The 22746-nt window shown below is 55.5% G+C and carries 24 protein-coding genes and 2 tRNA genes; 6 read left to right on the forward strand and 20 right to left on the reverse strand.

The features are described 5' to 3' along the window. Positions 1-145: 145 nt before the first annotated feature. The 12 genes from VAE57_RS17420 to VAE57_RS17475 all read right to left on the reverse strand — a co-directional run bounded on the left by VAE57_RS17420 (position 146) and on the right by VAE57_RS17475 (position 11496). Positions 146-1921 carry a peptide ABC transporter substrate-binding protein gene (locus tag VAE57_RS17420; protein ID WP_322823105.1) on the reverse strand — a complete coding sequence of 592 codons (1776 nt, stop codon included), beginning with the start codon at positions 1919-1921 and terminating at the stop codon, positions 146-148. A 242-nt stretch (positions 1922-2163) separates the two neighbouring features. Beyond that, a complete protein-coding gene (locus VAE57_RS17425) occupies positions 2164-3126 on the reverse strand; it encodes a P1 family peptidase (RefSeq protein WP_322823106.1) in 963 nt (320 codons plus the stop codon). After that, the gene (locus VAE57_RS17430; RefSeq protein ID WP_322823107.1) at positions 3123-3635 is read right to left on the reverse strand and encodes a zinc ribbon domain-containing protein; all 513 of its coding nucleotides are present in this window, start codon (positions 3633-3635) and stop codon (positions 3123-3125) included. Before VAE57_RS17430 ends, VAE57_RS17425 begins: the two co-directional genes overlap by 4 nt. 10 nt (positions 3636-3645) lie before the next feature. Then, positions 3646-3972, reverse strand: a complete 327-nt coding sequence (locus tag VAE57_RS17435) for a cyclic-di-AMP receptor (RefSeq protein WP_012258098.1) — start codon at positions 3970-3972, stop codon at positions 3646-3648. Between the two features lie 34 nt (positions 3973-4006). Next, positions 4007-4687 (reverse strand): dTMP kinase, encoded by a 681-nt coding sequence (gene tmk / locus VAE57_RS17440; RefSeq protein ID WP_322823108.1) that lies wholly within the window; start codon positions 4685-4687, stop codon positions 4007-4009. Positions 4688-4757: 70 nt separating this feature from the next. Beyond that, positions 4758-6377 carry a R3H domain-containing nucleic acid-binding protein gene (locus tag VAE57_RS17445; protein WP_322823109.1) on the reverse strand — a complete coding sequence of 540 codons (1620 nt, stop codon included), beginning with the start codon at positions 6375-6377 and terminating at the stop codon, positions 4758-4760. Between the two features lie 6 nt (positions 6378-6383). Beyond that, entirely contained in the window at positions 6384-7379 is a 996-nt protein-coding gene (locus tag VAE57_RS17450) for a hypothetical protein (protein WP_322823110.1), read from the reverse strand. After that, positions 7376-7948 carry a pyridoxal 5'-phosphate synthase glutaminase subunit PdxT gene (pdxT, locus tag VAE57_RS17455; protein WP_322823111.1) on the reverse strand — a complete coding sequence of 191 codons (573 nt, stop codon included), beginning with the start codon at positions 7946-7948 and terminating at the stop codon, positions 7376-7378. The genes VAE57_RS17450 and pdxT overlap by 4 nt, the downstream gene beginning before the upstream one ends. 41 nt (positions 7949-7989) lie before the next feature. Continuing rightward, a complete protein-coding gene (gene pdxS, locus VAE57_RS17460) occupies positions 7990-8871 on the reverse strand; it encodes a pyridoxal 5'-phosphate synthase lyase subunit PdxS (RefSeq protein WP_322823112.1) in 882 nt (293 codons plus the stop codon). Positions 8872-9139: 268 nt separating this feature from the next. Next, complete coding sequence (gene aroF / locus VAE57_RS17465) at positions 9140-10156, reverse strand: 3-deoxy-7-phosphoheptulonate synthase (RefSeq protein ID WP_416208474.1); 1017 nt, start codon at positions 10154-10156, stop codon at positions 9140-9142. A gap of 95 nt (positions 10157-10251) precedes the next feature. After that, positions 10252-10671: a chorismate mutase gene (gene aroH, locus VAE57_RS17470; protein ID WP_012258091.1), complete on the reverse strand. Its 420-nt coding sequence runs from the start codon at positions 10669-10671 to the stop codon at positions 10252-10254. A gap of 240 nt (positions 10672-10911) precedes the next feature. Beyond that, entirely contained in the window at positions 10912-11496 is a 585-nt protein-coding gene (locus tag VAE57_RS17475) for an ANTAR domain-containing response regulator (RefSeq protein WP_012258090.1), read from the reverse strand. Between the two features lie 169 nt (positions 11497-11665). On the opposite strand from VAE57_RS17475, the gene VAE57_RS17480 reads away from it, so the two are divergent. From VAE57_RS17480 to VAE57_RS17495, 4 genes are all read left to right on the forward strand, one after another. After that, positions 11666-12319 (forward strand): O-methyltransferase, encoded by a 654-nt coding sequence (locus VAE57_RS17480; protein WP_322823114.1) that lies wholly within the window; start codon positions 11666-11668, stop codon positions 12317-12319. A 252-nt stretch (positions 12320-12571) separates the two neighbouring features. Then, positions 12572-14344: a GAF domain-containing SpoIIE family protein phosphatase gene (locus VAE57_RS17485; protein ID WP_322823115.1), complete on the forward strand. Its 1773-nt coding sequence runs from the start codon at positions 12572-12574 to the stop codon at positions 14342-14344. 73 nt (positions 14345-14417) lie between these two features. Next, positions 14418-14508, forward strand: a tRNA-Ser gene (locus VAE57_RS17490). Between the two features lie 56 nt (positions 14509-14564). Further along, positions 14565-14864: a DUF2203 domain-containing protein gene (locus VAE57_RS17495; protein ID WP_322823116.1), complete on the forward strand. Its 300-nt coding sequence runs from the start codon at positions 14565-14567 to the stop codon at positions 14862-14864. Between the two features lie 929 nt (positions 14865-15793). Here VAE57_RS17495 and VAE57_RS17500 read toward each other — a convergent pair. From VAE57_RS17500 to mbhE, 8 genes are all read right to left on the reverse strand, one after another. Continuing rightward, positions 15794-15887, reverse strand: a tRNA-Sec gene (locus VAE57_RS17500). Between the two features lie 244 nt (positions 15888-16131). Then, the gene (gene mnhG / locus VAE57_RS17505) at positions 16132-16485 is read right to left on the reverse strand and encodes a monovalent cation/H(+) antiporter subunit G (protein ID WP_322823117.1); all 354 of its coding nucleotides are present in this window, start codon (positions 16483-16485) and stop codon (positions 16132-16134) included. Then, the gene (locus tag VAE57_RS17510; protein WP_322823118.1) at positions 16485-16754 is read right to left on the reverse strand and encodes a monovalent cation/H+ antiporter complex subunit F; all 270 of its coding nucleotides are present in this window, start codon (positions 16752-16754) and stop codon (positions 16485-16487) included. Before VAE57_RS17510 ends, mnhG begins: the two co-directional genes overlap by 1 nt. Positions 16755-16766: 12 nt before the next feature. Next, positions 16767-17279, reverse strand: a complete 513-nt coding sequence (locus tag VAE57_RS17515) for a Na+/H+ antiporter subunit E (protein WP_322823119.1) — start codon at positions 17277-17279, stop codon at positions 16767-16769. An 8-nt stretch (positions 17280-17287) separates the two neighbouring features. Next, positions 17288-18805 (reverse strand): proton-conducting transporter membrane subunit, encoded by a 1518-nt coding sequence (locus VAE57_RS17520; protein ID WP_322823120.1) that lies wholly within the window; start codon positions 18803-18805, stop codon positions 17288-17290. Positions 18806-18832: 27 nt separating this feature from the next. Next, complete coding sequence (locus VAE57_RS17525) at positions 18833-19183, reverse strand: sodium:proton antiporter (protein ID WP_322823121.1); 351 nt, start codon at positions 19181-19183, stop codon at positions 18833-18835. Further along, positions 19180-19668, reverse strand: coding sequence for a Na+/H+ antiporter subunit B (locus VAE57_RS17530; protein WP_322823122.1), 489 nt, complete (start codon positions 19666-19668; stop codon positions 19180-19182). Before VAE57_RS17530 ends, VAE57_RS17525 begins: the two co-directional genes overlap by 4 nt. Next, entirely contained in the window at positions 19655-22027 is a 2373-nt protein-coding gene (gene mbhE / locus VAE57_RS17535; protein ID WP_322823123.1) for a hydrogen gas-evolving membrane-bound hydrogenase subunit E, read from the reverse strand. The genes VAE57_RS17530 and mbhE overlap by 14 nt, the downstream gene beginning before the upstream one ends. Here mbhE and VAE57_RS17540 point away from each other — a divergent pair. Both VAE57_RS17540 and VAE57_RS17545 read left to right on the forward strand, forming a co-directional pair. Next, positions 22026-22190 (forward strand): hypothetical protein, encoded by a 165-nt coding sequence (locus VAE57_RS17540; protein ID WP_322823124.1) that lies wholly within the window; start codon positions 22026-22028, stop codon positions 22188-22190. The two genes, mbhE and VAE57_RS17540, sit on opposite strands and share 2 nt — an antisense overlap. A 177-nt stretch (positions 22191-22367) precedes the next feature. Next, positions 22368-22745 carry a cupredoxin domain-containing protein gene (locus VAE57_RS17545; protein ID WP_322823125.1) on the forward strand — a complete coding sequence of 126 codons (378 nt, stop codon included), beginning with the start codon at positions 22368-22370 and terminating at the stop codon, positions 22743-22745. Position 22746 lies beyond the last annotated feature (1 nt).

Below are 22746 nucleotides of genomic sequence, written 5' to 3' on the forward strand. Positions count from 1 at the left end.
CCGGTACGTCACCCTGGTAACGGGGATGGATGAGGAGGGGCGGGAAACTCGCCCTACGAGGAGCGGCATCGCAGCAGAACGCCGTGAAGCGCCTGACCGCAAAGTATCCTCAACCAGGATACACCGTACCCATCAAGATGTAATCTTACTCACCGGCAACCCGCCACTCCTGAATATTCCACGTAAACGGTGCCGTTGGATTAAGCCGCCAGCCGCTCAAACCAGGCCGGGCAATCAGCGCATCAATCCGCTGAAAGAGTGGCAACACCGGCACCTCCTGCGTGAAGAGCTGTTGCTGGCGGAGGTAGGCAGCAATCTGCTCATTGGGATCAAGCGCCGTCGTCGCCGTATTAATGGCCTCATTTGCCTCGAAGAAGCACCAACCGGCAAAATTATTGCCCGTCCAGTTGTTTGCTTCACCCGGCACCCCGCTACAACTCCACAACTCCCAACCCCGCGGATGCGCGCCGGCAATCCAGCCAAACAGCGCTAACTGGAACGTTCGCTGATATAACGGCCCTTCAGTGCTGTACAACTCGCCCGGCGGTAATGGTACGACCTCAATATTCAAGCCAACTTGAGCCAGATCATTCGCAATCTGAGCTGCTACCGCTTCGCGTAATGGCGAATTGGCCGTAGTCACCAACGACAGTACAATTGGCAAATCTTCATATTCACGCCAGCCATCACCATCGGTGTCGAATAAACCCGCCTCATCGAGTAGGCGCCGGGACTCTTCGGGATTGTAAGCATAGCGCGTAATCTGGTCGAGAGGCGGTTCGCCGAGCTGTCCCGGCAGAATCCAGCTTTCCAACACATTACTCCGGCCACCGAGGAGCTGTTCAACGAGTGCAGGGCGATTGATGGCATAGGCAATGGCCCGGCGAACCCGAATATCTTGCAGTAATGGAACATCGAGATTGAAATCGAGGTGTTCCCAGATGGTGTTCGGTGAGGTACTGAGCTGAAGTTCTTGTTGATCGGCACCAGCCAGCAATTGATCGAGCAGGGCCGGTGTTGGCTGTTCAATGAATGCCAGATCTAATCCGCCACCACGCACCAGATCTACCAACTGACCGGGTTCACTGCGAAAAACAACAACAATGGTATCGAACGACGCTGCTTCACCCCAATAGTACGGATTACGAACTAATTCGAGTGTTCCCCCCTCGAAACTTTTAATTGCGTATGGCCCATACCCCAGCGGACGGCGGGCAAATTCACTCTGACCTATCTGCTGTGCATCCAGATCGGCCAATAGATGGCGCGGCAATGGCGTCCAAAAACTGGTAATATACGCCGGATCGGTAACATCAGGGGGCAACACCGCTCGCGTGGTGTATTCGTCGATTTGCTCGTAGCGTTCCGTCATCGCCAGCCGACTATTTGCCGCTTGACCGAGGTCGATCTGTTGCGCCAGTTCGTAGGCAAATACCGAATCGGCTGCGGTCACCGGTGTTCCATCAGCCCAGCGCAGATTGGGGTTCCAATGAAACGTCACGCTCACCTGAGTGACATTATCAGTCGTGTCGGTGGGTGTTTCTGAGATTTGCCCCAACGCATCACGAAAGACCGTCACTGTTGCTGTCATCACATCACCGTTTGTGAAATCGGGAAGATGTGTTAACACGTCGGTTGGTTGCAGTTGAAAATCAACTGCCAGCATTGGTGATGGGAAGATCAACTCAGTCAGTGGCGCTGTTAAACGCTCATCGGTGGGATTGCTGTGATACGGCAGCAGATCAGGTGGTTCGGTCACCATTCCGATGCGCAACACCTGTTCTCTGACTACCGTTGGCGTTGATTCTGGAACCGCAGTGCTCACAAACGGACTGGCTGTCGGCACATCGGTAACGATCGTGCAGCTCACCAGCACCATCAACGCGAACATGGCGATTAATGATGTTGTCCAACGCTTCATGGCGTGATCTCTTCTATTGTATTGAGTAACTACCTGCCTTACCGCACGTGGGTACGTTCTTGTTGCACGAGTGTGACCTTGCCGGCTCGACACGGGCTCACATTAACCGGGGAAAGAGTGCAAGACCTGACGGGCAGATAGCTACTGCTAACGTTGTAACCCGTATTCCGATGATACCACTATCTGTGCATCAGGGTAACAGGAAAATGAAGCCAGATGGCTCGCCACGCAAAACCAGAGAATTACCGATCGCACGCTGCCGGTATGCCAGCCGCTGCTGTGGCAGCCTGGACGGCTCGCATAATTGCAGTTGCCAGCACATCAGCCGCAACCGCGCCCAACGTCACCAGCGGCGGTGCTTCGTAGACACCTGTTGCCAGGGCAAACACGGTATCACCATCGAAAGGTGAATGCGCCGGTCGAATCGCCCGTGCCAGACCATCCTGGGCCATTATTGCCAGTCTGGTTGCAGCCGCTTTGTCGAGCCGTGCATCGGTTGCCACAACCGCAATCGTTGTATTCTGTCCAGTAGTATCAGCAAATGACCGGCGACTCAATCCACTGCGCAATAACGCACCGGTACCAACCAGCGATTGATCAGGAGCGCGCGCACCGGCAATGATCCGTCCATTGTCGTCTACGACATCACCAAACGCATTCACCACTGCCAGCGCACCTACCGTTACGCCATCAGCCAGTGTTTCACTCCAGCTACCAACGCCGCCTCGCATTGCGGTTGCCATACCGCCCACCTTACCGACGGTCGCGCCAATACCGGCGCCCACACTCCCCTCCGCAACAGCGGCTTCCGCTGCCATACAGGCCGCATAACCCATCGTAGCATCTGGCCAGACGTCAGACCGACCAATGCCTAAGTCAAAGATAACCGCCGCCGGCACAATCGGCACCTTCGTCAGGCCAACATCAAAACCATAGCCACGCTCGTGGAGCCACGATACAACACCTGTCGCCGCTGTGAGACCAAATGCACTTCCACCTGTCAGCACCACGGCATGCACCTGTTGCACCAGATTTACCGGACTAAGCAAATCGGTCTCGCGTGTTCCCGGTGCGCCACCGCGTACATCAACGCCAGCGGTCGCTCCATCAGGCGTGAGCACAACCGTCACCCCGGTAAGTGCATCCTGGTCGGCAACCTGACCAACCAGGACACCCTGAACAGCCGTGATCGAAGGAATAGTCATCGTTGAGTCACCTCTACTGGCGGTGCAACTGCATAAGCCTCGGCTCGTACTGTCGGCGCACTGCCCGTCTGTGAGTGACCACAGTACGGACAAATTCGCCACGTCAGGTCAACAACTTTCTGACATGCATCACAGCGTCGGCGCAACTGCGTATGGCAGTGCGGGCAGAACAGATAATCTGGTTCAATAGGCCGTTGGCATTCGGGACAAACAAACTGTTCTTCGAGATCGCGGCGCAGAAATTCTTCTTCCAACGTCCGCTCATACTTCTCGGCCAGCGTCTGAGGAGGGCGCAAAATCAAATGCAACGGGATACCTAAAAAAGGCAGTAACAACACAATTCCAACCGCCAGCACTTGCACCGAGACATCTTCGGTACGCCGAAGAATATCGCGATAGGCCCACAAGACTGATGCTGCCCACAGCAAAACCGCATATGCGCCTAGAAAAATTGCTCCCAGGCGAATAAGTGGTAGAACATTGGCTAAAAACTCTTGTATTGCTTCCATAATATCGCCACTATAACTTGCGTGTCTCGGCGCGTAACACAAAGACTGTCGCCCCACCGACCTGCACTTCAAGCGGTGCCGGTGGATAAAATTCACCCGACTCCGCAATCGGCGGCATGGGTGAAACGTAGCGGGTACGGGTCGAACAGTGCTCCCGAATAATACTGATCACCGGGTTTACCTGCTGATCTTCGACACTCAGTAACAAAGTAACATTGCCCTCGCGCAAAAACCCACCCTGGCTGCTCAGGCGTGTTACCCGATAGCCGTGCTCGGTTAGCGCTTCTACCAGATTTGTTGCGTCTTGAGACTGAACAACAGCAAGAATGAGGCGCATGATCTTCACCCTTATACACTATGCAATACACGCATCATTGCGCAGCAAGTGGCATTACCTGCGCTAACCGGGCCATCACAACCTGCCAGATCTGTTCGGCCAACTCGTCTACCGGTTGATCGGCATTCAACGCATACCAGCGCTCAGGCTCTTGCGCCATCAACTCGTTGAAGCCCTGGGCTACCCGTTGATGGTACGCCAGATCACGGGCGTCGAGTCGATTCCATTCCGGCGGTTGCGCACTGCCAAGTTCAATTCGTTCCCGACCGGCTCGTTTACGCTGCAAACCGACTTCGACATCAATTTGCAAATACAGCGTCAGATCGGGTTTCAAGCCACCGGTAGCAATATCGGTAATCGTCCGTAACTCTTCAAGATCGCGCCCCAGACCGTACCCCTGATAGGCAAACGTCGAGTCAGCGTAGCGATCACATACCACGATTCCACCAGTTGCCAGGTATGGCCGGATCAACTCGCTCACCAATTGGGCCCGGGCTGCCGAAAACAGCAATATCTCAGTTGTTGGTGCCATCTCGGTATGGCGGAGATCCACCAGAATTCGCCGAATCAATTCACTAATGCGAGTACCACCCGGCTCACGAGTTAAAATTGTTGGATAGCCGATAGACTGCAATCGCTCATACAATCGACGAGCCTGTGTGCTTTTCCCGGCTCCTTCTGGCCCCTCAAACGTGATAAAGAACCCTTGTTTCATGAAATCGCTACCAGCAATGACGGTTTAACCTTCGTTAAGGATAGCCGATCTTCAGCGATCTGTCGATCTACTACCGGAAGATCTTCACCCGTCGGTTAGGATCATCACCTCGACTCTCCGAGCGCAAATTATACCGATCAGCCATCTGATGTTGCAAGCGGCGAATATAGCTGCTACGCGGCGTCAACTCTACTGCATTCCGCTCACCATTAATCACTTGCGTAATCGCCTGCTCCGTTTCCAGCAACGCCTCTTCAACCACCGAATCGTTGCCAAAAGACGTCGGTTCATCGTCAACCAGCTCGCGTAACTGAAAGACCTGGGCGAGCTGTCGTTCCATCTGAGTAATCGTATTGTTGCGCAACACGTAGACCGGCACACCCTGCTCTTCGGCCTGCCGCAACTGTTGCGAGCTTTGCCGGTAGTAGTTTTTCAACGTCATGACCAGGGTAGCCTCTTTCAAATCACGCACAATCACCGCCGGCACTCGCAGGCGTTCAATTGCGCTTTGCAACCGGTTACGACTGACGCCGAATGGAAAGATGCGCTGTGGCGGCATTGTTAGTGTGGAGGAAGTGGAGCCATTGCGATCACGTAAGCGAGGACCACTACCACCCATCTGGCCTTGTTCACGGCCACCACGACCACGCCGCAGACCAAACGCCGGGGCATCAATCGGTACCCGTCGCACCGGTTCCCGGTGAACCACACCGTTTGCATCGCGGAAGCGCTGTTCGCAGGGCGGGTCTTCGCCGCGCAAAATCGCATCGACGGCTGCCGCAACATCGGGATAGACCATCACTCTATCCCAGGACTGAATCTCAACCAGAATGCTGAAGGTCGGTGGAGCCTTCCGCTCTAACACCGTCTTCTGCGTGCCACGGCGCCGGGCCTCTTCATCACCCAGGGTCACTGCCTGAATGCCACCGACCAGATCGGACAACGTTGGATTGACCATAAGATTGTCGAGCGTATTTCCGTGCGCTGTCCCGACCAACTGAACGCCACGTTCAGCGATAGTACGGGCTGCGGCTGCCTCCAGCTCAGTACCGATCTCATCAATGACGATCACTTCCGGCATGTGGTTTTCGACTGCCTCGATCATCACGTTATGCTGCTCGGCAGGTCGTGGCACCTGCATCCGGCGTGCCCGCCCAATACCGGGATGGGGAATATCACCATCACCGGCAATCTCATTTGAGGTATCCACAATCACTACCCGCTTCCGCAGCTCATCACCCAGGACACGCGCCGTCTCACGTAACAGGGTTGTCTTACCGGTACCAGGTTTCCCTAACAGCAGAATACTCTGACCGGTCTCGACCAGATCACGAATAATATCAACCGTCCCATACACCGCCCGCCCAACGCGGCAAGTCAGACCAATCACAACCCCACGGCGGTTGCGAATCCCTGAAATGCGGTGCAGCGTACGCGGAATACCTGCTCGATTATCTTCACCAAATTCGCCAATACGCTCGATCACATATTGGATGTCTTCGGCTGTCACTTCACGATCACTTAAGAACAGCTCGTGACCGCGATAACGAGCTTCTGGCAAGCGTCCCAAATCCATCACGATTTCGAGCAAATTATCCTGATCATTTGCCTTACGAATCGCCTCGCTAATCGCTGGTGGCAGCGTTGCTAACAAGAGCTGAATATCATTGCTCGTATCCGTTACAGCCATACCTGCTTAGCACTCCTCCCGTGCAGTTGGTGGCAACACATACCGACGCACTGACACTCTCGGCTCCAACCCAACCTCTAGTGATGGTGCCAGTACCGCTCGACGGATCGGCATCACCATGTGTTTCACCAGTAAGGTCTGCTCACCAACCGGTTGAAAGCCGAGGCGCATTGCTGGTTCAAACAATTCTTGTTGATACTCACGCAGCAAGAGATAGACCGGACGGCTATCGCTGAGCTGCGCCAGCCCAAACCGCAAGACATTGACTGCCTGCTCACGCTCATCAGGCCGGATGATCAATGAAAAGACATGACCATTCGGCCCACTAAGCAGACGCAAATAAGCCACCAGATCATCATCAGGGCCAAGAACCCATGCCTGGCGACGTACCAGGGAATAGGTCTGATGCAGCGTCCAGTGACGGGCGTTGTGCACTTCCGCCTGCTGGACGAGGTGCGGTGTTGCCATACCGTAGAGTTTATGTATCGCCCAGTGGTCACGACGCGCTTGCATACGCATCGGAGCCAGGCGTGTACCCTGATCCCAATCCGGGCCAGAGAGATGAAAGAGGTGACGATGGGTGTAGGCCTGGAATCCAACCTGGCGGAAGATTTCGCGCAATTCATTGTGCTGACAGGGTAGCGCTGCATAGAGGCGCTGCACCGAGTGGTGCGCAGCATTCGCGCACAACTGGTGCAAAAGATGGAACCAAAGTTCGTAATCACTGGGAGTATGTTCGCTTCGCGTCCCGTTGGTCGCCAGATAGATCACGTCTTGCTCTGGCCGGCCACGACGGCCCATCGCCTGTGCCAGGGCAAACCCACCACCCTCAGCCAGCACCAGGGTTGTCCGTTCTCGATGATTGCCGGCCAGCATGCTTTGCAGAGCAAACCAGAGCGGCCGATGGCTATACGCCAGCAGTCGTTCGGTGTAGAGCACCTGTTGATAGCGAGGTTTACGCCGCAGTAACCAGAGATCACCCGGCGTTACAGTTCGAATCATAGTTCCAGAAAGAGCCGGTGAACCCGATCATCATCGGTCAGCTCAGGATGGAACGTAGTCGCCAGCAAGCGACCCTGCCGGGCAGCCACCACACTGCCGTCCTCCAGCCAGCCAACCGCCTCACACCCTGCCCCCACGCTGATAATACGCGGTGCCCGGATGAAGACCCCTTGCAATGGCTTCTCACCGATAATCGGCATTGCAATCGGTGCCTCGAAGCTGTCGAGCTGGCTACCGTAAGCATTTCGCTGAATGGTCAGATTCATCAGGCTCAACGTGGGCTGACCGCCCTGTTTCTGATCGGTAACAACACTGGCAAGCAAAATAGCGCCAGCGCATGTGCCCCAAATTGCCAGATCACGACCGGCACGTGCCCGAATTGGTTCCAGCATCTGATAGATCGTTAGCAGCCGCCCTATCGTCGTGCTTTCGCCACCGGGAATAATCAACCGTTCAACCTGTTCAAGCTGACGTGGCAAACGCACCTCAATCGGTTCAACCCCGATTCGGCGTAGCACTGCACAATGTTCACGAAAATCGCCCTGCAGGGCTAATACACCAACTGTCATACCTCATTCTATGCGGACGGGTTTACCCCGTCCGCCCCCTCTTACCAGCCACGGCGAGCCATCAACTGCTCGGCTGGAATCTGATCGATGTTGATACCAACCATTGCTTCACCGAGGCCCTTGCTCACCTCGGCGATGATCTCCGGGTCATTGTAATGGGTTGTAGCCTCAACAATGGCCCGTGCCCGCTTGACCGGATCGCCACTCTTGAAGATACCCGAACCGACGAAGATTCCATCAACCCCAAGCTGCATCAGTAACGCCGCATCAGCCGGTGTCGCAATACCACCTGCGGCAAAGTTAACGACTGGTAATTTACCTTCAGTCGCCACCTGCTTCACCAGCTCATAGGGAGCCTGGATTTGCTTGGCGTAAGTGAACAATTCATCTTCATTCATCGACTGCAAGCGCCGAATTTCGCTGTACACCGCACGGGCGTGCCGCACAGCCTCGACCACATTGCCGGTACCGGCTTCGCCTTTCGTGCGCAGCATTGCCGCGCCCTCAGCGACACGGCGCAGCGCCTCACCAAGATTACGACAACCGCAGACAAACGGCACACGGAACTTATGTTTATTAATGTGATGCTCTTCGTCGGCAGGAGTCAATACTTCGCTTTCGTCAATATAATCAACGCCAATCGCTTCCAATACCTGCGCTTCAACGAAGTGACCAATCCGTGCTTTTGCCATCACCGGAATGGTTACCGCCTGCTTGATTGCCAGGATCAGCTCTGGATCGCTCATACGGGCCACGCCACCCTGAGCGCGAATGTCTGCCGGTACCCGTTCCAGCGCCATCACTGCCACTGCCCCGGCCTCTTCAGCAATTCGCGCCTGCTCTGGGGTGACAACATCCATGATGACGCCACCTTTCAGCATCTGCGCCAGCCCAACTTTCGTCGTCCATGTCGATTTTTCCATATTGCCTCGCTCTAACATATCAGGTGACGCTGGTAAATCTCGTCATAATATTGTACCACGCTGTACCGGTGAGGGCAATGCATCGCAAGGCGGAACGCAGGATAGCGCATCAGCAGGCCAATCATCCGCGACCACAAGCAACGTCAACCAGATCACGAGACGGCCACAGATCACCGTATCCTCCGAGGAGCACAGTCATTGTGCAGCGTTCGGGCAGCTCTGCCGGGGAGGAGAGCACCTCGTTGTGCGCTCCTGACATGCGTGGTAATTACCAGGTCTTGCCAACCACTTTCGCGATGGTGCGCATTTGGGGCACCAGGCCCATGAAGTTCTCTGGGTTCAGTGACTGTCCGCCGTCTGACTTTGCCCGATCAGGATCGGGGTGAACTTCAATGATCACGCCATCAGCACCGGCAGCAATTGCAGCCAGGGTTAATGGCGGAACCAGATACCACTTCCCGGTACCGTGACTCGGATCAACAATTACCGGCAGATGCGAGCGCTTCCTGGCCACAGCTACTGCATTCAGATCGAGCGTATTGCGGGTCGCCGTCTCGAAGGTACGGATACCACGCTCACACAGAATCACATTTGGATTACCCTGGGCAATAATATACTCAGCCGACAACAACCACTCTTCAATCGTAGCCGATAAACCACGCTTGAGCAGCACCGGCATGCCGGTACGCCCCACCTCTTCCAGCAACTGGTAATTCTGCATATTGCGGGCACCGATCTGCAAGACATCGGCATAGCGGGCAACCAGATCAACATCAGCCGGAGTCATAACTTCGGTCACAATCGGCAACCCCGTCTCGGCACGTGCCTGCGCCAGCAACTGTAAACCAACCTCACCCAGACCCCGGAAACTGTAAGGCGATGAGCGTGGCTTGAACGCACCACCGCGCAACATGTTCGCCCCAGCCTCGCGTACCGCACGGGCGGTTGCCATGATCTGCTCTTCGCTCTCAACTGAGCACGGACCGGCAATAATCGCCAGATGCCCACCGCCAACCTTCACATCACCAACCGTTACCACCGTATCGCTGGGCTTCACCTCACGGGATACCAGCTTGTAGGGTTGCGTGATGCGCAGGGTCTCCTTCACACCGGCAAAGTGTTCTAGCTCTTCCCGCAAGGTTGGCGGGATCGCTGCCCCCACCACCGCAATCACCGTGCGCTCCTCGCCAACGGTCAGGTGGCCGCGCAAATTGTGTTCGCGCAGCCGGTTTAACACCGCTTCAATCTGTCCGGGGGTTGAGTTGGTTTGCATAACGACAATCATGGAACGATCCTCCTCAGGCATACAAGAACAGGCATCGGTAGACAAAACGGGCACAACACGCAACGCTGCGTGTCCGGCAGGGTCTTGACGACGACTCATGGCAACTCCTCCGGTGAAAGTGGTGTCACCACGCGAAAGGCGTTCATCGCGGCAGCCCGTTCGGGTCGCAGACCACGGGCACCGCGAATGTACACATGGACGACTTCATCGGCGCGTTTGGTGGTATTCCAGTGGATCAAAACACGAATACAACGGGGTAAACTACCTGGCACAGCCATTTCGTGACCACACAGGAGGGCAGTATCTACCCAGCCAATTGCGCGGGCTGCCACAGCGGGAAATTCGGCATTCAGGTCGGGAGTCGTCGTAAAAATGGCACTGGCGATGTCTTCCGGCTTAATGTCGTTGGCTTCGATCAACAATGTGAGCAATTCGTGCGTTGCAGACAGAATAGCTTCGCGTGTGTTTTCGCTGCAGGTCGTCGCCCCTCGTACTCCACGACAACGAACGTCCATCGGCTCTCCTCCCTGGGCAACAACAGAAGGGGCGCGAGGTTTTTCGCCTCGCGCCCCTTTGTGATTGCTCTATACTATCGTCTATCTCCAGGAAATGCGAAGCGACCAGTCCGGTTTTCGGCTGGTAAAGTAGAAAAAGTAGGTATAAAAGCGCGAACCGACCATGAGATCGCTTCCTTGACTATCTACTCGCTTCGACGAGGCAACTATACCACAGCCGCAATGTTCCGTCAAGCACGTTCATGAACCGAGCAGCTCTTCCGCTTCGATAATCGCCTGAGCAATGTCCTTCATCTTCGTGCGTTTATCACGGGCACGCTGACGCAAACGTTCATACGCATCGCGTTCGCTCAGACCGAGGCGTTGCATTAAGATACCTTTTGCCCGCTCGATCAGTTTACGTGCTTCAAGCGCCTCTTGCAGTTCGAGATTTTCGTTCCGCAGATTCTGGATTTCGCGATGACGGGCCAGTGCAATTGTAATAGCCGGTGGCAATTCCTGCTCGTTCACCGGCTTCACCAGGTATGCCAGCGCCCCCGCCGCTTCTGCCCGCCGGATTGTCTCTTTATCGGCGAACGCCGTTAACATCACCACCGGAATACCGGTTTGATCCCGGATCCGCGCAGTTGCCTCGGTGCCGTCCATCTCCGGCATCCGAATGTCCATAATCACCAGGTCTGGTTTCAGGCGTGATGCTAGCATCACTGCCTCGGTGCCAGTCCGGGCAATCCCAACCACCTCGTACCCCAACCCCTTCAGTTGGTCCTCCAACGTGAGCGACACGAGATCATTATCCTCGGCAATCAGGATGCGAATCGCGGCCACGGCTGCCTCCCGCTGCAAGCTATCCAAAAGTGATGACTAAGATCATACCACAAGATGCCCGATGGTGTGATACAATTTAAGTGAACGACGAAGTGTTTGCGTATGCAACTGACGCTACAGGAGCGGCAGCCGCACACACCGCCAACGTGAGCAGGGTGAGGAGAGCGTGATGCGCTACGATATCACGAATATTGCAATCGAAGACTATCTGCACGACCTGATGCCGCCGCGCGATGAGGTGTTGGCTAATCTTGAAGCACGTGCCAGACAGCAAGGTTTATCGCTGGTTGGGCCGGTACAGGGGCAATTTCTTTACCTGCAAGCGCTGATGATGAACGCCCGTCATGCGCTGGAGGTTGGTATTACCACCGGGTACGCCGCCATTTACATTATGAAGGCACTTCGTCAGACCGGTGGCAAGATGACCGCTATCGAACGGAATCCTGAGCGGGTGAAACTGGCCAGTGAGGTGATCGAAGCCGCCGGTATGCGCGATTTGATTACTATTCATCTTGGCGAATGGCGCGAGTTGTTGCCGTCACTCCGTCAAGAGTTCGATCTCATTTTCCTCGATATTCTGCGTAATTCGTCGAACGATGAACAGGCTCTTCAGGCGCTTGAGTTGTGTGTATCGTTGCTCAGTCCGGGTGGTATCCTGATCGCAGATAATGTCTTGTGCAGTGCTCAGGTACTCGAAGAAGATGCCTCTCCGCTGGTACGCGGCATTCAACGTTTCAACCGTGCCATTATGGAACACCCATTGCTGGAGTCGGTGATTATTCCATTGCGCGACGGCGTGTCGATCAGTCGCAAGCGGAAGTAATGATTGGCCCATGCGCTGCTTGATGTATTTCACGAATTGATTACCAGTCGTTGTTGTTGGTTTGAGAGAGTGTGTTCGATCTGACCTGGTGCGCAGCCAGGTATACCAACAACGATTGGTAATCGCTTTCTTCTTTCTTCACCGTCAGCAGTCGTTATTTTCCGGATAGCTTTCAATCGCTGTTACATTCACGCCTCTGCAATGACATGTGTTTGCTGATCTGTGCGGATACATACTTTCCGGTGGGTTTTTATGCCATCTTCGGAACGACAACACCGTATCGCCGAATGGTCTGCGTTGCGATTACTGGCCCAAACGCTGAACCAAACGCTGAACCTGCGCTCGGCGCTTGACGCAGCACTTATCCATATTCTTGAGTTGACCGGCCAGGAAGCCGGCTGGATTTATCTCCGTGATGAGGGCGATCAGTTTATTCTGGCAGCGCGTCAGCGATTGCCACCGGCCTTGACCTATCCCGGAACGATCTGGCAGGGTGAATGTGTATGCCAGGAAGCCTGTCGTACCGGTCAGATCCGCCAGGAACCGATGCTCATGCCGTGCTCACGATTGCGCGGTGCTGTTGGCGACAAGCGGGGTCTGACACACCATATTTCGGTTGAGTTACGTGATGGCTCTCGCTCGGTGGGTATTCTTAATCTGGCGACGACGCAATGGGCAAAACTGGAAGTTGTAGATCAGCAGCTCATCGCAGCCATCGGTGATCTGTTAGGTACAGCTATCGCCCGTGCCCACCTCTACGAAGAGTTCAGTGTGCGCCGTGTGCAGGAACGACGTGCGCTGCTTTCTCTTTCACAAGAGCTGCTGCTCACGGATGATCTCGAACCGACGATTCAACGGCTGGTGCGGATCGGCGCACGCCTGCTCGATGCTGATGCATGTGCGTTTATCGAAGCCGATGAAGCAGGCGGACGGGCACTTCTACGCGCATGCCACGGCTGGGAATTGCCCACTGTTAGCGTTTGGCCGCTGATTCTTGATGAAAACCACCCCCATCTGTGGTATCTCCCGGAACGAAGCTCACAGCTAGCCGCAGATGCGCTGATGCGCCTGCCCGTTTTGCTGCGACGCCAGAGTTTCCAGGGTCACCTGCTGGCACCGGTCGAACTTGGTGGCGTGCAAATTGGCTTGCTCATGGTGAATACCATCAATCCGCGCAGTTTTCTCGACAGCGAAGCCGAGCTGCTTGGGCTGCTCGCCAGCCAACTGGCTCAGATGATTGATCGTGAACGCCTGTATCAAGAAGCATTGGCCCGTCAGCGCCTCGAACGGGAACTTGATCTGGCAAGTGAAATCCAGGCCAGTTTCTTACCCGATTGTTGTCCATTCGTGCCCGGCCTCCAGATTGAGGCGTTTTATCAGGCGGCCCGTCAGGTTGGTGGCGACTTCTACGATTTCATTGAAATACCGGCTGCCACACCTGATGGTCAGTCTCGTTTCGGGGTTGTCATCGCTGATGTCACCGACAAAGGCGTGCCGGCTGCCCTCTTCATGGCCCTCTCACGCACACTCTTGCGCGCCAGTGCCATTGATGGACGTTCGCCGGTTGCTGTCCTGGAGCGCGCCAATCGCCTGATCCTGGCCGACTCGCGCGCCGGATTGTTCGTCACCTGCTTTTATGCGCTTATCGATCCGGCTACCGGTCGCGTTACTTACGCCAACGGCGGCCACAACTATCCACTCCTCTACCGTCAGGCAACCGGTCAGGTCATCCCCCTCGCCGCCCAGGGCATCGTTCTGGGTGTTATCCCGGATCCACACTTCGTACCGGGCGAGACTGTGCTTGACCCCGGCGATATTTTGCTGTTCTACACCGACGGCATCACTGAGGCAATGAACCCACAACGCGATCTCTTCGGCGATGAGCGGCTAGCAGCAGTCTTGCGCACCTCTCATCAGCATGCACCGGGCGACATTGTGGATGCTGTACTCGCCGCAGTGCGCGAATTTACCGGCGATACGCCCCAAACCGATGATATGACCATGGTTGTGATCAAGCGCGTGTGATCACCGGTCAGTCCGGCATGACTTGCACAGATCCGAACAGCCCATTATAATAAGCGACGACATGACGTGGCGCGGGGAGATGACGGAGTGGTTGAACGTGCCCGTCTCGAAAACGGGTAGGGCCTAATAAGCCCTCGTGAGTTCGAATCTCACTCTCCCCGCCAACATATCGGCGCCCGACCTGCTATCAGGTTGGGCGCACCGATTCTTGAGGTGATGTATGACACCGGTCGAGCAACGGCTGCGCGAACAGTTAGAGGAACAGATTCGTTTGAACGAGTGGCTCTACGAGCAGCTTGAGCGACAACGGGCGCTCAATGCCGAATTGCGCCGGGCAGTTGCCGATCTGGCTCGGGCATTTCAAGAGTCGCTCGCCTCAGCAGTTGAAGCCGGCGAGGCAGGCGATCTGGCCGCAGTACGACGCCTGACAAGAGCCAATCAACAACACTGGCAGCATTACCTCCAGCAAATTGTGGCTGCCGCCAATCGGCTCACGACCAATGATGCGGACAAGGGATGATGTGGTGAGGGAGGAGGGAGGAGATAATAGAAGATAGGAGATAGAAGGTAGGAAGTAGAAATGCTGGAGAGCTGTACAGAGTGGTGGGAGGGTAGGAGCGGTTGGTGTGATTTGGGAGAGTATCGGTTCGGTAATTGCAAATTGGCCCCTTCACCTCACCCCCTGCTCTCGCTCGTCTCCCACCTATGCATTACCCATAACTGGTATCAACCACGTGCATATCAGCGGGTATGATCGCCATGGGTGCTGTTTGGACGACTGGTCCGGTATCAGTGCGCCGCTCCAGCCGTGACAGCACGTGCTGGATGGATTACCGTACCCGCTCGTTATGCGCGTGTCGCACGGTTTGGAGTGCGGCAGCCATGCTGCCGCGCCAGCCGCGCTCACGATCCGGCGCGTGGCACGCCGTTGACCCTGCGGTGTACGAGGATGCTGTGGGGTGCTCGTCACGATCATAGCGTCGGTCAGGAGTGTGCGTAGACGTTTTGTTGCAATAGATTCTCGCCTGCGTACCAGCGGCCACGGTCAGCACCTGACGGTGATGGAGAGGATGCCTCCACGCAAGCTGGAAGCCTGCGCCACGGGAAGCCTGCGCACCAGCGGCCACGGCCAGCACCTGACGGCGGTAGAGAGGAATGCCTCCACGCAGGCTGGAAGCCTGCGCCACGGGGAGCACTTGCAGTCCAGCTTAACGCAGCGCGATATGTGGGTGATGCATAGCCTCTCCCACTAGGGCAGAGAAGACGCTAGCCATGCCTCGAGCCGGGCGTGTGTCACGCCGTTCATCCAGATGGTCATTGGGACGCTGTATGCTCTCGGCATGATCACGAACTAGTGAGACAAGTGCTATTTCAACCCGCTGATCCACTACGTCAGGATAGAGACCTTGTGCCGTTCAAGGCAGGTAAGATGAGGGTGAGCAACTCACACGAGAGCGCGTGGGAGTCGAACCCACCGGCGCAGTTCGTCACTCCGCCCAACGGTTTTGAAGACCGCGACAGCCACCGGGCCACATGCGCTCTCACCAGCGATTGTAGAGTGAGCCAGGGGGGTTGTCAACTCTTCGACGCAGCGCAGGTCGGAGGTGGCGCACTTTCACTATCGAAGCTTTGAACGTAGTGATGACCACGCGGCTAGCCGGGGATTGACAAAACGCCACCCGGTCTTATCCTGGGTGACGTTTACGCACAACGGTTCCTGTCGTGCGAGATGCCTGACAGCTATCACCAACCATCTCCCGACCCGTGATCAGTACACGTGGTACAGGCTAACGCAACCGCCCCTGCTCCATATCGTACTTCCCGGCCAGATCATCCTGCACCGTCTGCGGTGCCCGCTTCACGCCGGTCAGGTAGGCTGCCCGGTCGAGCATATGAGCAGCGACCGGTGCCGTCAGGAAGAAAAAGGCGATTAGGGCAATCATCTTGGCCGCTGCCACCAGATCGCCGTGATGCACCGCCACCGACAGCAGAACACCGGTAATCCCCAACGTCCCCGCTTTACCGGTCGCATGAACGCGCGTATAGAGGTCGGGCAATTTCAGCATCCCGATTGCTGCCAGCAGCATGAACAGCACCCCAATGGTTGCCAGGATCAGGGTCACAATCTCATTCAGACTCATCAACTGTGCCCCTCCTCGATATACCGCGAAATCGCCACGGTACCCAGAAATCCCAGTACGGCGACAACCAGAATTGCATCGACCAGACTCAGTTGGTCGGTGATCACCACGTAGAGCGCAACCAGCGCTACTACGTGAACCATCAGCGTATCAAAGGCCATTGCCCGGTCAGGAATACTCGGCCCCATCAGGAGACGAGCGGTACAAAGGATCATAGAGATGGCAACGACCCCCATTAAGCCGGCAACGATCATGGTAAACAGCGTCATGGTGTGTAACCTCTATGGAAATAGCTCCATCACCCGCCGCTCGAAGTTTTGCTTAATATCGGCACGCACGGCGTCGGCATCTTGAACATCGATACAGTGAATGTAGATTGTACGGCGATCAGTCGCCACATCGAGCGAGACGGTACCCGGCGTTAAAGTGATCAGGTTGGCGAGCATCGTAATCCCGGCATCACTTTTTACGTCAAGTGGAATCGCGATAATACCGGGCCGAATATCGGCCACCCGCCGAAAGAGTACAATCCGGGCCATATCCAGGTTCGCCTTGAGAATACTCCACAAGGCAAAACCGATAAAGGCGATCCATTTGAAGGTCAGACGAGCATAGTTCCGGTTGTCAATCCGGGATCGCCCCAACCCACCATCGGTAAACGGCATGCTCAGAAAGCGGCTGGCCAGCGACACAATCGCAAAACTGACCAGGAAACCGACTATCAAATCGGGCAGGGTAAAACTGCTGTGCAATGCCATCCAGGTGATTGTCAGCACAAGGATCAACACAATCATAATCACCTCTACCGCATAGCCGCCTGGTAAACCGCTTCACAGCCATCGCTGCCACAGACAGCCGTAATGTAGACAGTCCGATCAAAGAACTGTTGCGCGGCGATAGTATTGTAATCGACCAGCGGCCCGGCCAGTAGCCCAAGCACGATGCTCAGAATCACCAGAGCAGCTCCTGGCGCCAGCAAGCCGAAACCAACCCGTGGCAGGCGATTCACGTCCTCGTAGGATTTCTTCCAGAAGACCTCGTTCCAAATCTTCAACATTGAGAAGAAGGTGAGGATACTGGTACCGGCAGCCACTGCTGTAATCAGATACGCCTGCTGACTCACGCCAACCTGGAGCAAGATCAGCTTCCCGATAAACCCACTCAGCGGTGGAATACCGGCCAGCGATAGAATACCCACGAACCAGAATATAGCCAGCCACGGTTCACGCCGGGCCAACCCACCCATCTTTTTCAGATCACCGGTACCGTAAATCTGTTCAGCAGCGCCACCGATAAAGAAGAGCGCCATCTTCACGATCATCACGTGGGCGGTAAAGACCAGACCGGCAGCCAGCCCGGCCACACTGGCTAATCCCAGGCCCATCACGCTATACCCGATCTGACTGATGATGTGGAAACTGAGAATACGCCGCACATTCATCTGGGCAACCGCACCCAGCACCCCAATCACCATCGTCAACCCGGCCAGCAACGTAATCCAGGGTGCGTAGATCGCCAGCTCGTTTTGCAGCATCAGCCCAAAGACCCGGTACAGCGAATAGACACCCACCTTCGTCATCAAACCGCTGAAGATTGCGGTTACCGCTACCGGTGGCGTGTGGTAGCTCGATGGCAACCAGAAGAAGAGGGGCACAATCGCCGCTTTACTACCGAATGCAAAGAGGAAAACGCCGGCCAGCACCGTCTGAAAACCGGGATTTGTCAATGTAGCCATGCGCTCGGCGATGTGCGCCATATTTAACGTACCGGCAAAGCCATACATCAGGCCACAACCAAACAAGAAGGCAGTACTGCCGAGCAGATTGAGCACAACGTATTTCAAGCCACCTTCGAGCTGATCGCGACTGCCACCGAGGGTGATCAAACCGAATGAGGAAACCAGTAAGACCTCAAACCAGACGTACAGGTTAAAGAGATCACCGGTAAGAAACGCACCACTCACCCCTAGCAGCAATAACAGCAACAATGGGTAATAGAAATAGCGTTCACGCTCGCGATCAATTGAGTAAAAGCTATAGACAACCGTCGTCAGCATCAGGAGCGCGGCCAGCATGACCATCAACGCGCTCATGCCATCGGCAACCAGCGAAATACCAAACGGTGCCAGCCAGCCCGACGCTTGGGCAACCAGTGGGCCACTCTGAGGTACCACGTTCATCAGCCAGAGACCATAGCCCAGATTAATGAGCACACTCACCAGCGTAATCGCACGTGCAACCATACGCTGATGACCAAACAGAACGGCCAGGGCAGCACCGATCAATGGTGAGACTATTGGCACGAAGAGATGAAATACCATGCTTCTTTCCTACGCCAGATCGCAACACTATAACTTATCAGTTGTTGAAAGATCATCGAGATCATCGCTCCCAACCGCCTGATTCGAGCGATAGGCCAGGGCCATCACGAAGGCAGTGAAACCGAAACTAATCACAATCGCGGTCAGGATCAATGCCTGCACCAATGGATCAGCCGATCCGGGAAGCGGTTGTCCGCTAGCATCAACCAGTGGTGGTGCGCCACGTCGCACACCATCACCCATCGTGAAAATGAGCAGGTTGACGCCATGGCTCAACATAATCAGACCCAGAATCAGCTTCACTACCGAACGGCGCAAGATCAGATAGGTAGCCCCACCAAACAGAGAGCCGATTGCTATCGCCAGCAGAATGATCATGCAACCTCCTCTTGCTCAACAGATGCCGATTTCATTTCCGGCAAAGGGAAAAGGATCGGCTCTTCTACCAGCAGGAGTGCAATCTTCGTGGTTACACCAATAACCGTAAAGTAGACTCCAACATCAAACAAGACCGGCGTACCAATCTTACCTACCCCAGGAATGGGTTCTGGTATCCAGAACGCTTGCATATAGGGGAGACCGGCAAACAGCGCCGGCAACCCCCAGATCGCCCCGAAGAAGACACCGAAAGCTGCCAGCAGCAGGTAATTGACCGGCAAAATGCGTTGGGCAGTTTTCGGGCCAAAGGCCACTATCTGCAAAATGATCGCACTTGAAGCCAGCAGACCACCAATAAAGCCACCACCCGGCAAATTATGGCCGCGAAGGAGCATAAAGATTGAAAGCAACAACAGCACCGGCATCATCAACCGGCTAATCGTGCGCAGAATTAACGAGTCGTATAAGGCACTATCTCTGGGCATCGACCGGTTCGCTGACCGGTTCGGTTGTGGTGACCCGCTCTGGTGTCGCATTGTCTTTCCCCTGTCGTAACCGTAACAAGCCATAGATACCAAGGAGCGCGATGAACAAGACTGTAATTTCGCCCAGGGTATCGAAACCGCGGAAGTCAACCAGGATCACATTCACGACGTTGGCGCCTTTGCCCAGTTCCAGACTATTTTCCAGGAAGAAGGGAGCTAACGGCGCAAAACTATCGTTTGTGGCCGCTGCCAGCACCAGACCACCCATCAGCACACCCACGACCGTCGCCATAATCGCATCGCGCCGCCGCACCCAGGCTGACGAGAAGCTCTCGAAGCGTACCGGTAGAACGGAGAAGACCAGTAACAGAAACACGGTTGAGAGCACTTCAATCAGCAACTGGGTCAATGCCAGGTCAGGTGCCGAGAAGAGAACGAAGAGGAGCGATACCATGGCACCGACAACACCAACGGCAATGATGGCACCCAGTCGGGTGCGGGCGTTAATCGTGGCAATCACCCCAATCGGTATGAGAGCTGCCGCCAGTATCTCGTAGACCTGCAACTGTGGATCGAGATCGAAGCGAATTGCCCCAAGTCCAAAACTGACAAACGGAACACCCACGAAAACCAGCATGGTGAGCGCCGTGAGCAGAATATATCGGCGCAGACGGCCTTCCTGAATGGTTCGCGTCAACGCGGTACCCCCGGCCAGAGTACGCTCGATCAGATGGTCGAAGATCATATCGCCGCGTGTCCAGGCTGGCCAACCGCGTAACCCGGCCAGTTGATCGGCGAAACGGAACATCACGACGCCAATCACAATCGCGCTCAGACTTACCAGCAGCGCGGGATTAATCCCGTGCCAGAGCGCCAGTTTCACGTCAAGCGGCTGACCATAGATTGACGCACTGGCTGGAGCGATCAGCGTGCTTATCGGTCCTAGAAAGGCGATGGGGATGATCAACGACAATACAGCCGGAACACCAGGACCGATCAACATCCCCGGTACCGGATCGGTGATATGCTGCTGCATCACCGCAACACTGCGCTGACCGAGGAAGGTATTGCTGAACAGGCGCCAGCCGGTAATCAGATAGGCGATGGCAGTTACGGCAATGGCCCCCACCGCCAGCACACTCAATGTTGCACCCAGTTCGGTTTCCAACGCGGCTTCGAGCATCAGCTCCTTAGCCACGAAGCCAAACATCACCGGAATGCCACCAAAGGAAAGTAAAGCCAACGCCGTAATCACCATCGTCTGCGGCATGTACTTACGCAGTCCGCCGAGACGGCGGAGATCGCGCGTCCCACACTCGTGGTCAATCACCCCGGCAAGCATAAACAGGGCCGATTTGTACAGCGCGTGGGCCAGAATATTTGTCGCCACACCTTCAGCGCCATACTTCCCGCCCAATCCGATCTGCATCGTCAAGGCGCCCAGCATGCTGATCGTGGTATAGGCCAGCATCGCTTTCAGATCGAACTGCCGCATCGCTACAATCGCAGCGAAGGTCATTGTCGCCCCGCCAACCACTGCCAGCGTCACATCCCACAGCGCGGTTCCGCCTAATGCCGGGCTGAGTCGCGCCATGAGGTACACCCCGGCCTTGACCATTGTGGCTGAGTGGAGAAAGGCACTGGCCGGCGTCGGTGCCTGCATCGCACCGGGAAGCCAGAAGTGGAAGGGTATTTGGGCCGATTTGGTGAAACAGCCAAGCAGAATTAAGATCACTGCCGCCGGGTAGAGCGGATGCACGTGCAACGTATCGCCGGCAGCCAGAATATCACTGAACTCATAGCTTCCAGCCGCCTGACCGAGCAGTAACAAACCGACGAGTAGCGCCAGTCCACCACCACCGGTTACCAGGAGCGAATGCAGGGCACCCCGCCGGGCATCAGCATAGTCGTGCTTGTAGCCGATCAGCAAATACGACGTTACCGAGGTCAGTTCCCAGAACACAAACATCGTCAGCACATTGCCGGCCAGCACCAGCCCCAGCATCGCACTCATAAACAGCATCAGGTAGGCCAGAAAACGACCAAGACCGCTATCTGATCCGAGATAGTGGCCGGCATAACCGACGATCAATGTACCAATACCAGAGATAATGAGGGCAAACAGCAGGCTCAAACCATCAAGCGTAAAGCTCAGATGCAACCCTAGCGCCGGCACCCACTCTATCCGTTCAGTCACCAGCCCGCCTTCCCACACCGGCGCAGCCTGCACCAGCGTCAGACCGAAGATGAGCAACGGGATCAACGCCAACCCCCACGCAATTCGGTCACGTGCTGGGAAGCGGGCGAGCAATGCCAGGGGAGCTGCCGCCAGCGCAATGAATACAAGCGGATAGATCATGCTCTCCTCGTTCAAACACTACAAAACGCTACTACCACCTGACATGGCACAATACGACGCCATCAGCGAAAGTGGCAGCGACAGGACAACGTTCCAGTTTATCAGCTCGCCGGTAGAGAATGAAGCCGAATACCACTTTATCTTTTGCCTGAACAACATTTGAATGTGTTGGGTTTACTGCCATTGTACTCCAAAACAGATAAGCTGTCACACTCCGCATAATAACGGTGCTGGAAACAATTACCACGCACAGTGATCGTATACAGCCCGATGTGCCACACACTCTGCAAATATCTGGTAGAGTTATCATGCGAAAACGTATGATGAGTACGAGTGAGCTATGAGCAGAGTACCCACCATTCCCATTTTGAATGCACTTCAAGTCATCGGTATCGCCCTTCTATTTCTGACACTGCTCAGCGCCTGTGGTGAACCACTGCGTGAACGCAGCATCGAGGTAACAGCCACCGAAATGCGCTTCGATCCCGACCGTGCAGAAGCTCGTACCGGTGAACAGGTCTTCTTACGCTTACGCAATCGCGGTGAAGTAGCGCATAGCCTAACCATTGAGCTACCTTCCGGCGACCGTACCGTCTCGGCTGATCCGGGTGTTGATGCAGTACTGGCCTTTCGCGCTCCAGCCCCCGGTGAGTACCGTTTCTACTGTCGCATTCCCGGCCATGAAGCCCAACAGGGTGTGCTGATCGTCACCCCATAAC

It is taken from the genome of Chloroflexus sp. (genome assembly GCF_034434295.1).
Classification (GTDB): domain Bacteria; phylum Chloroflexota; class Chloroflexia; order Chloroflexales; family Chloroflexaceae; genus Chloroflexus.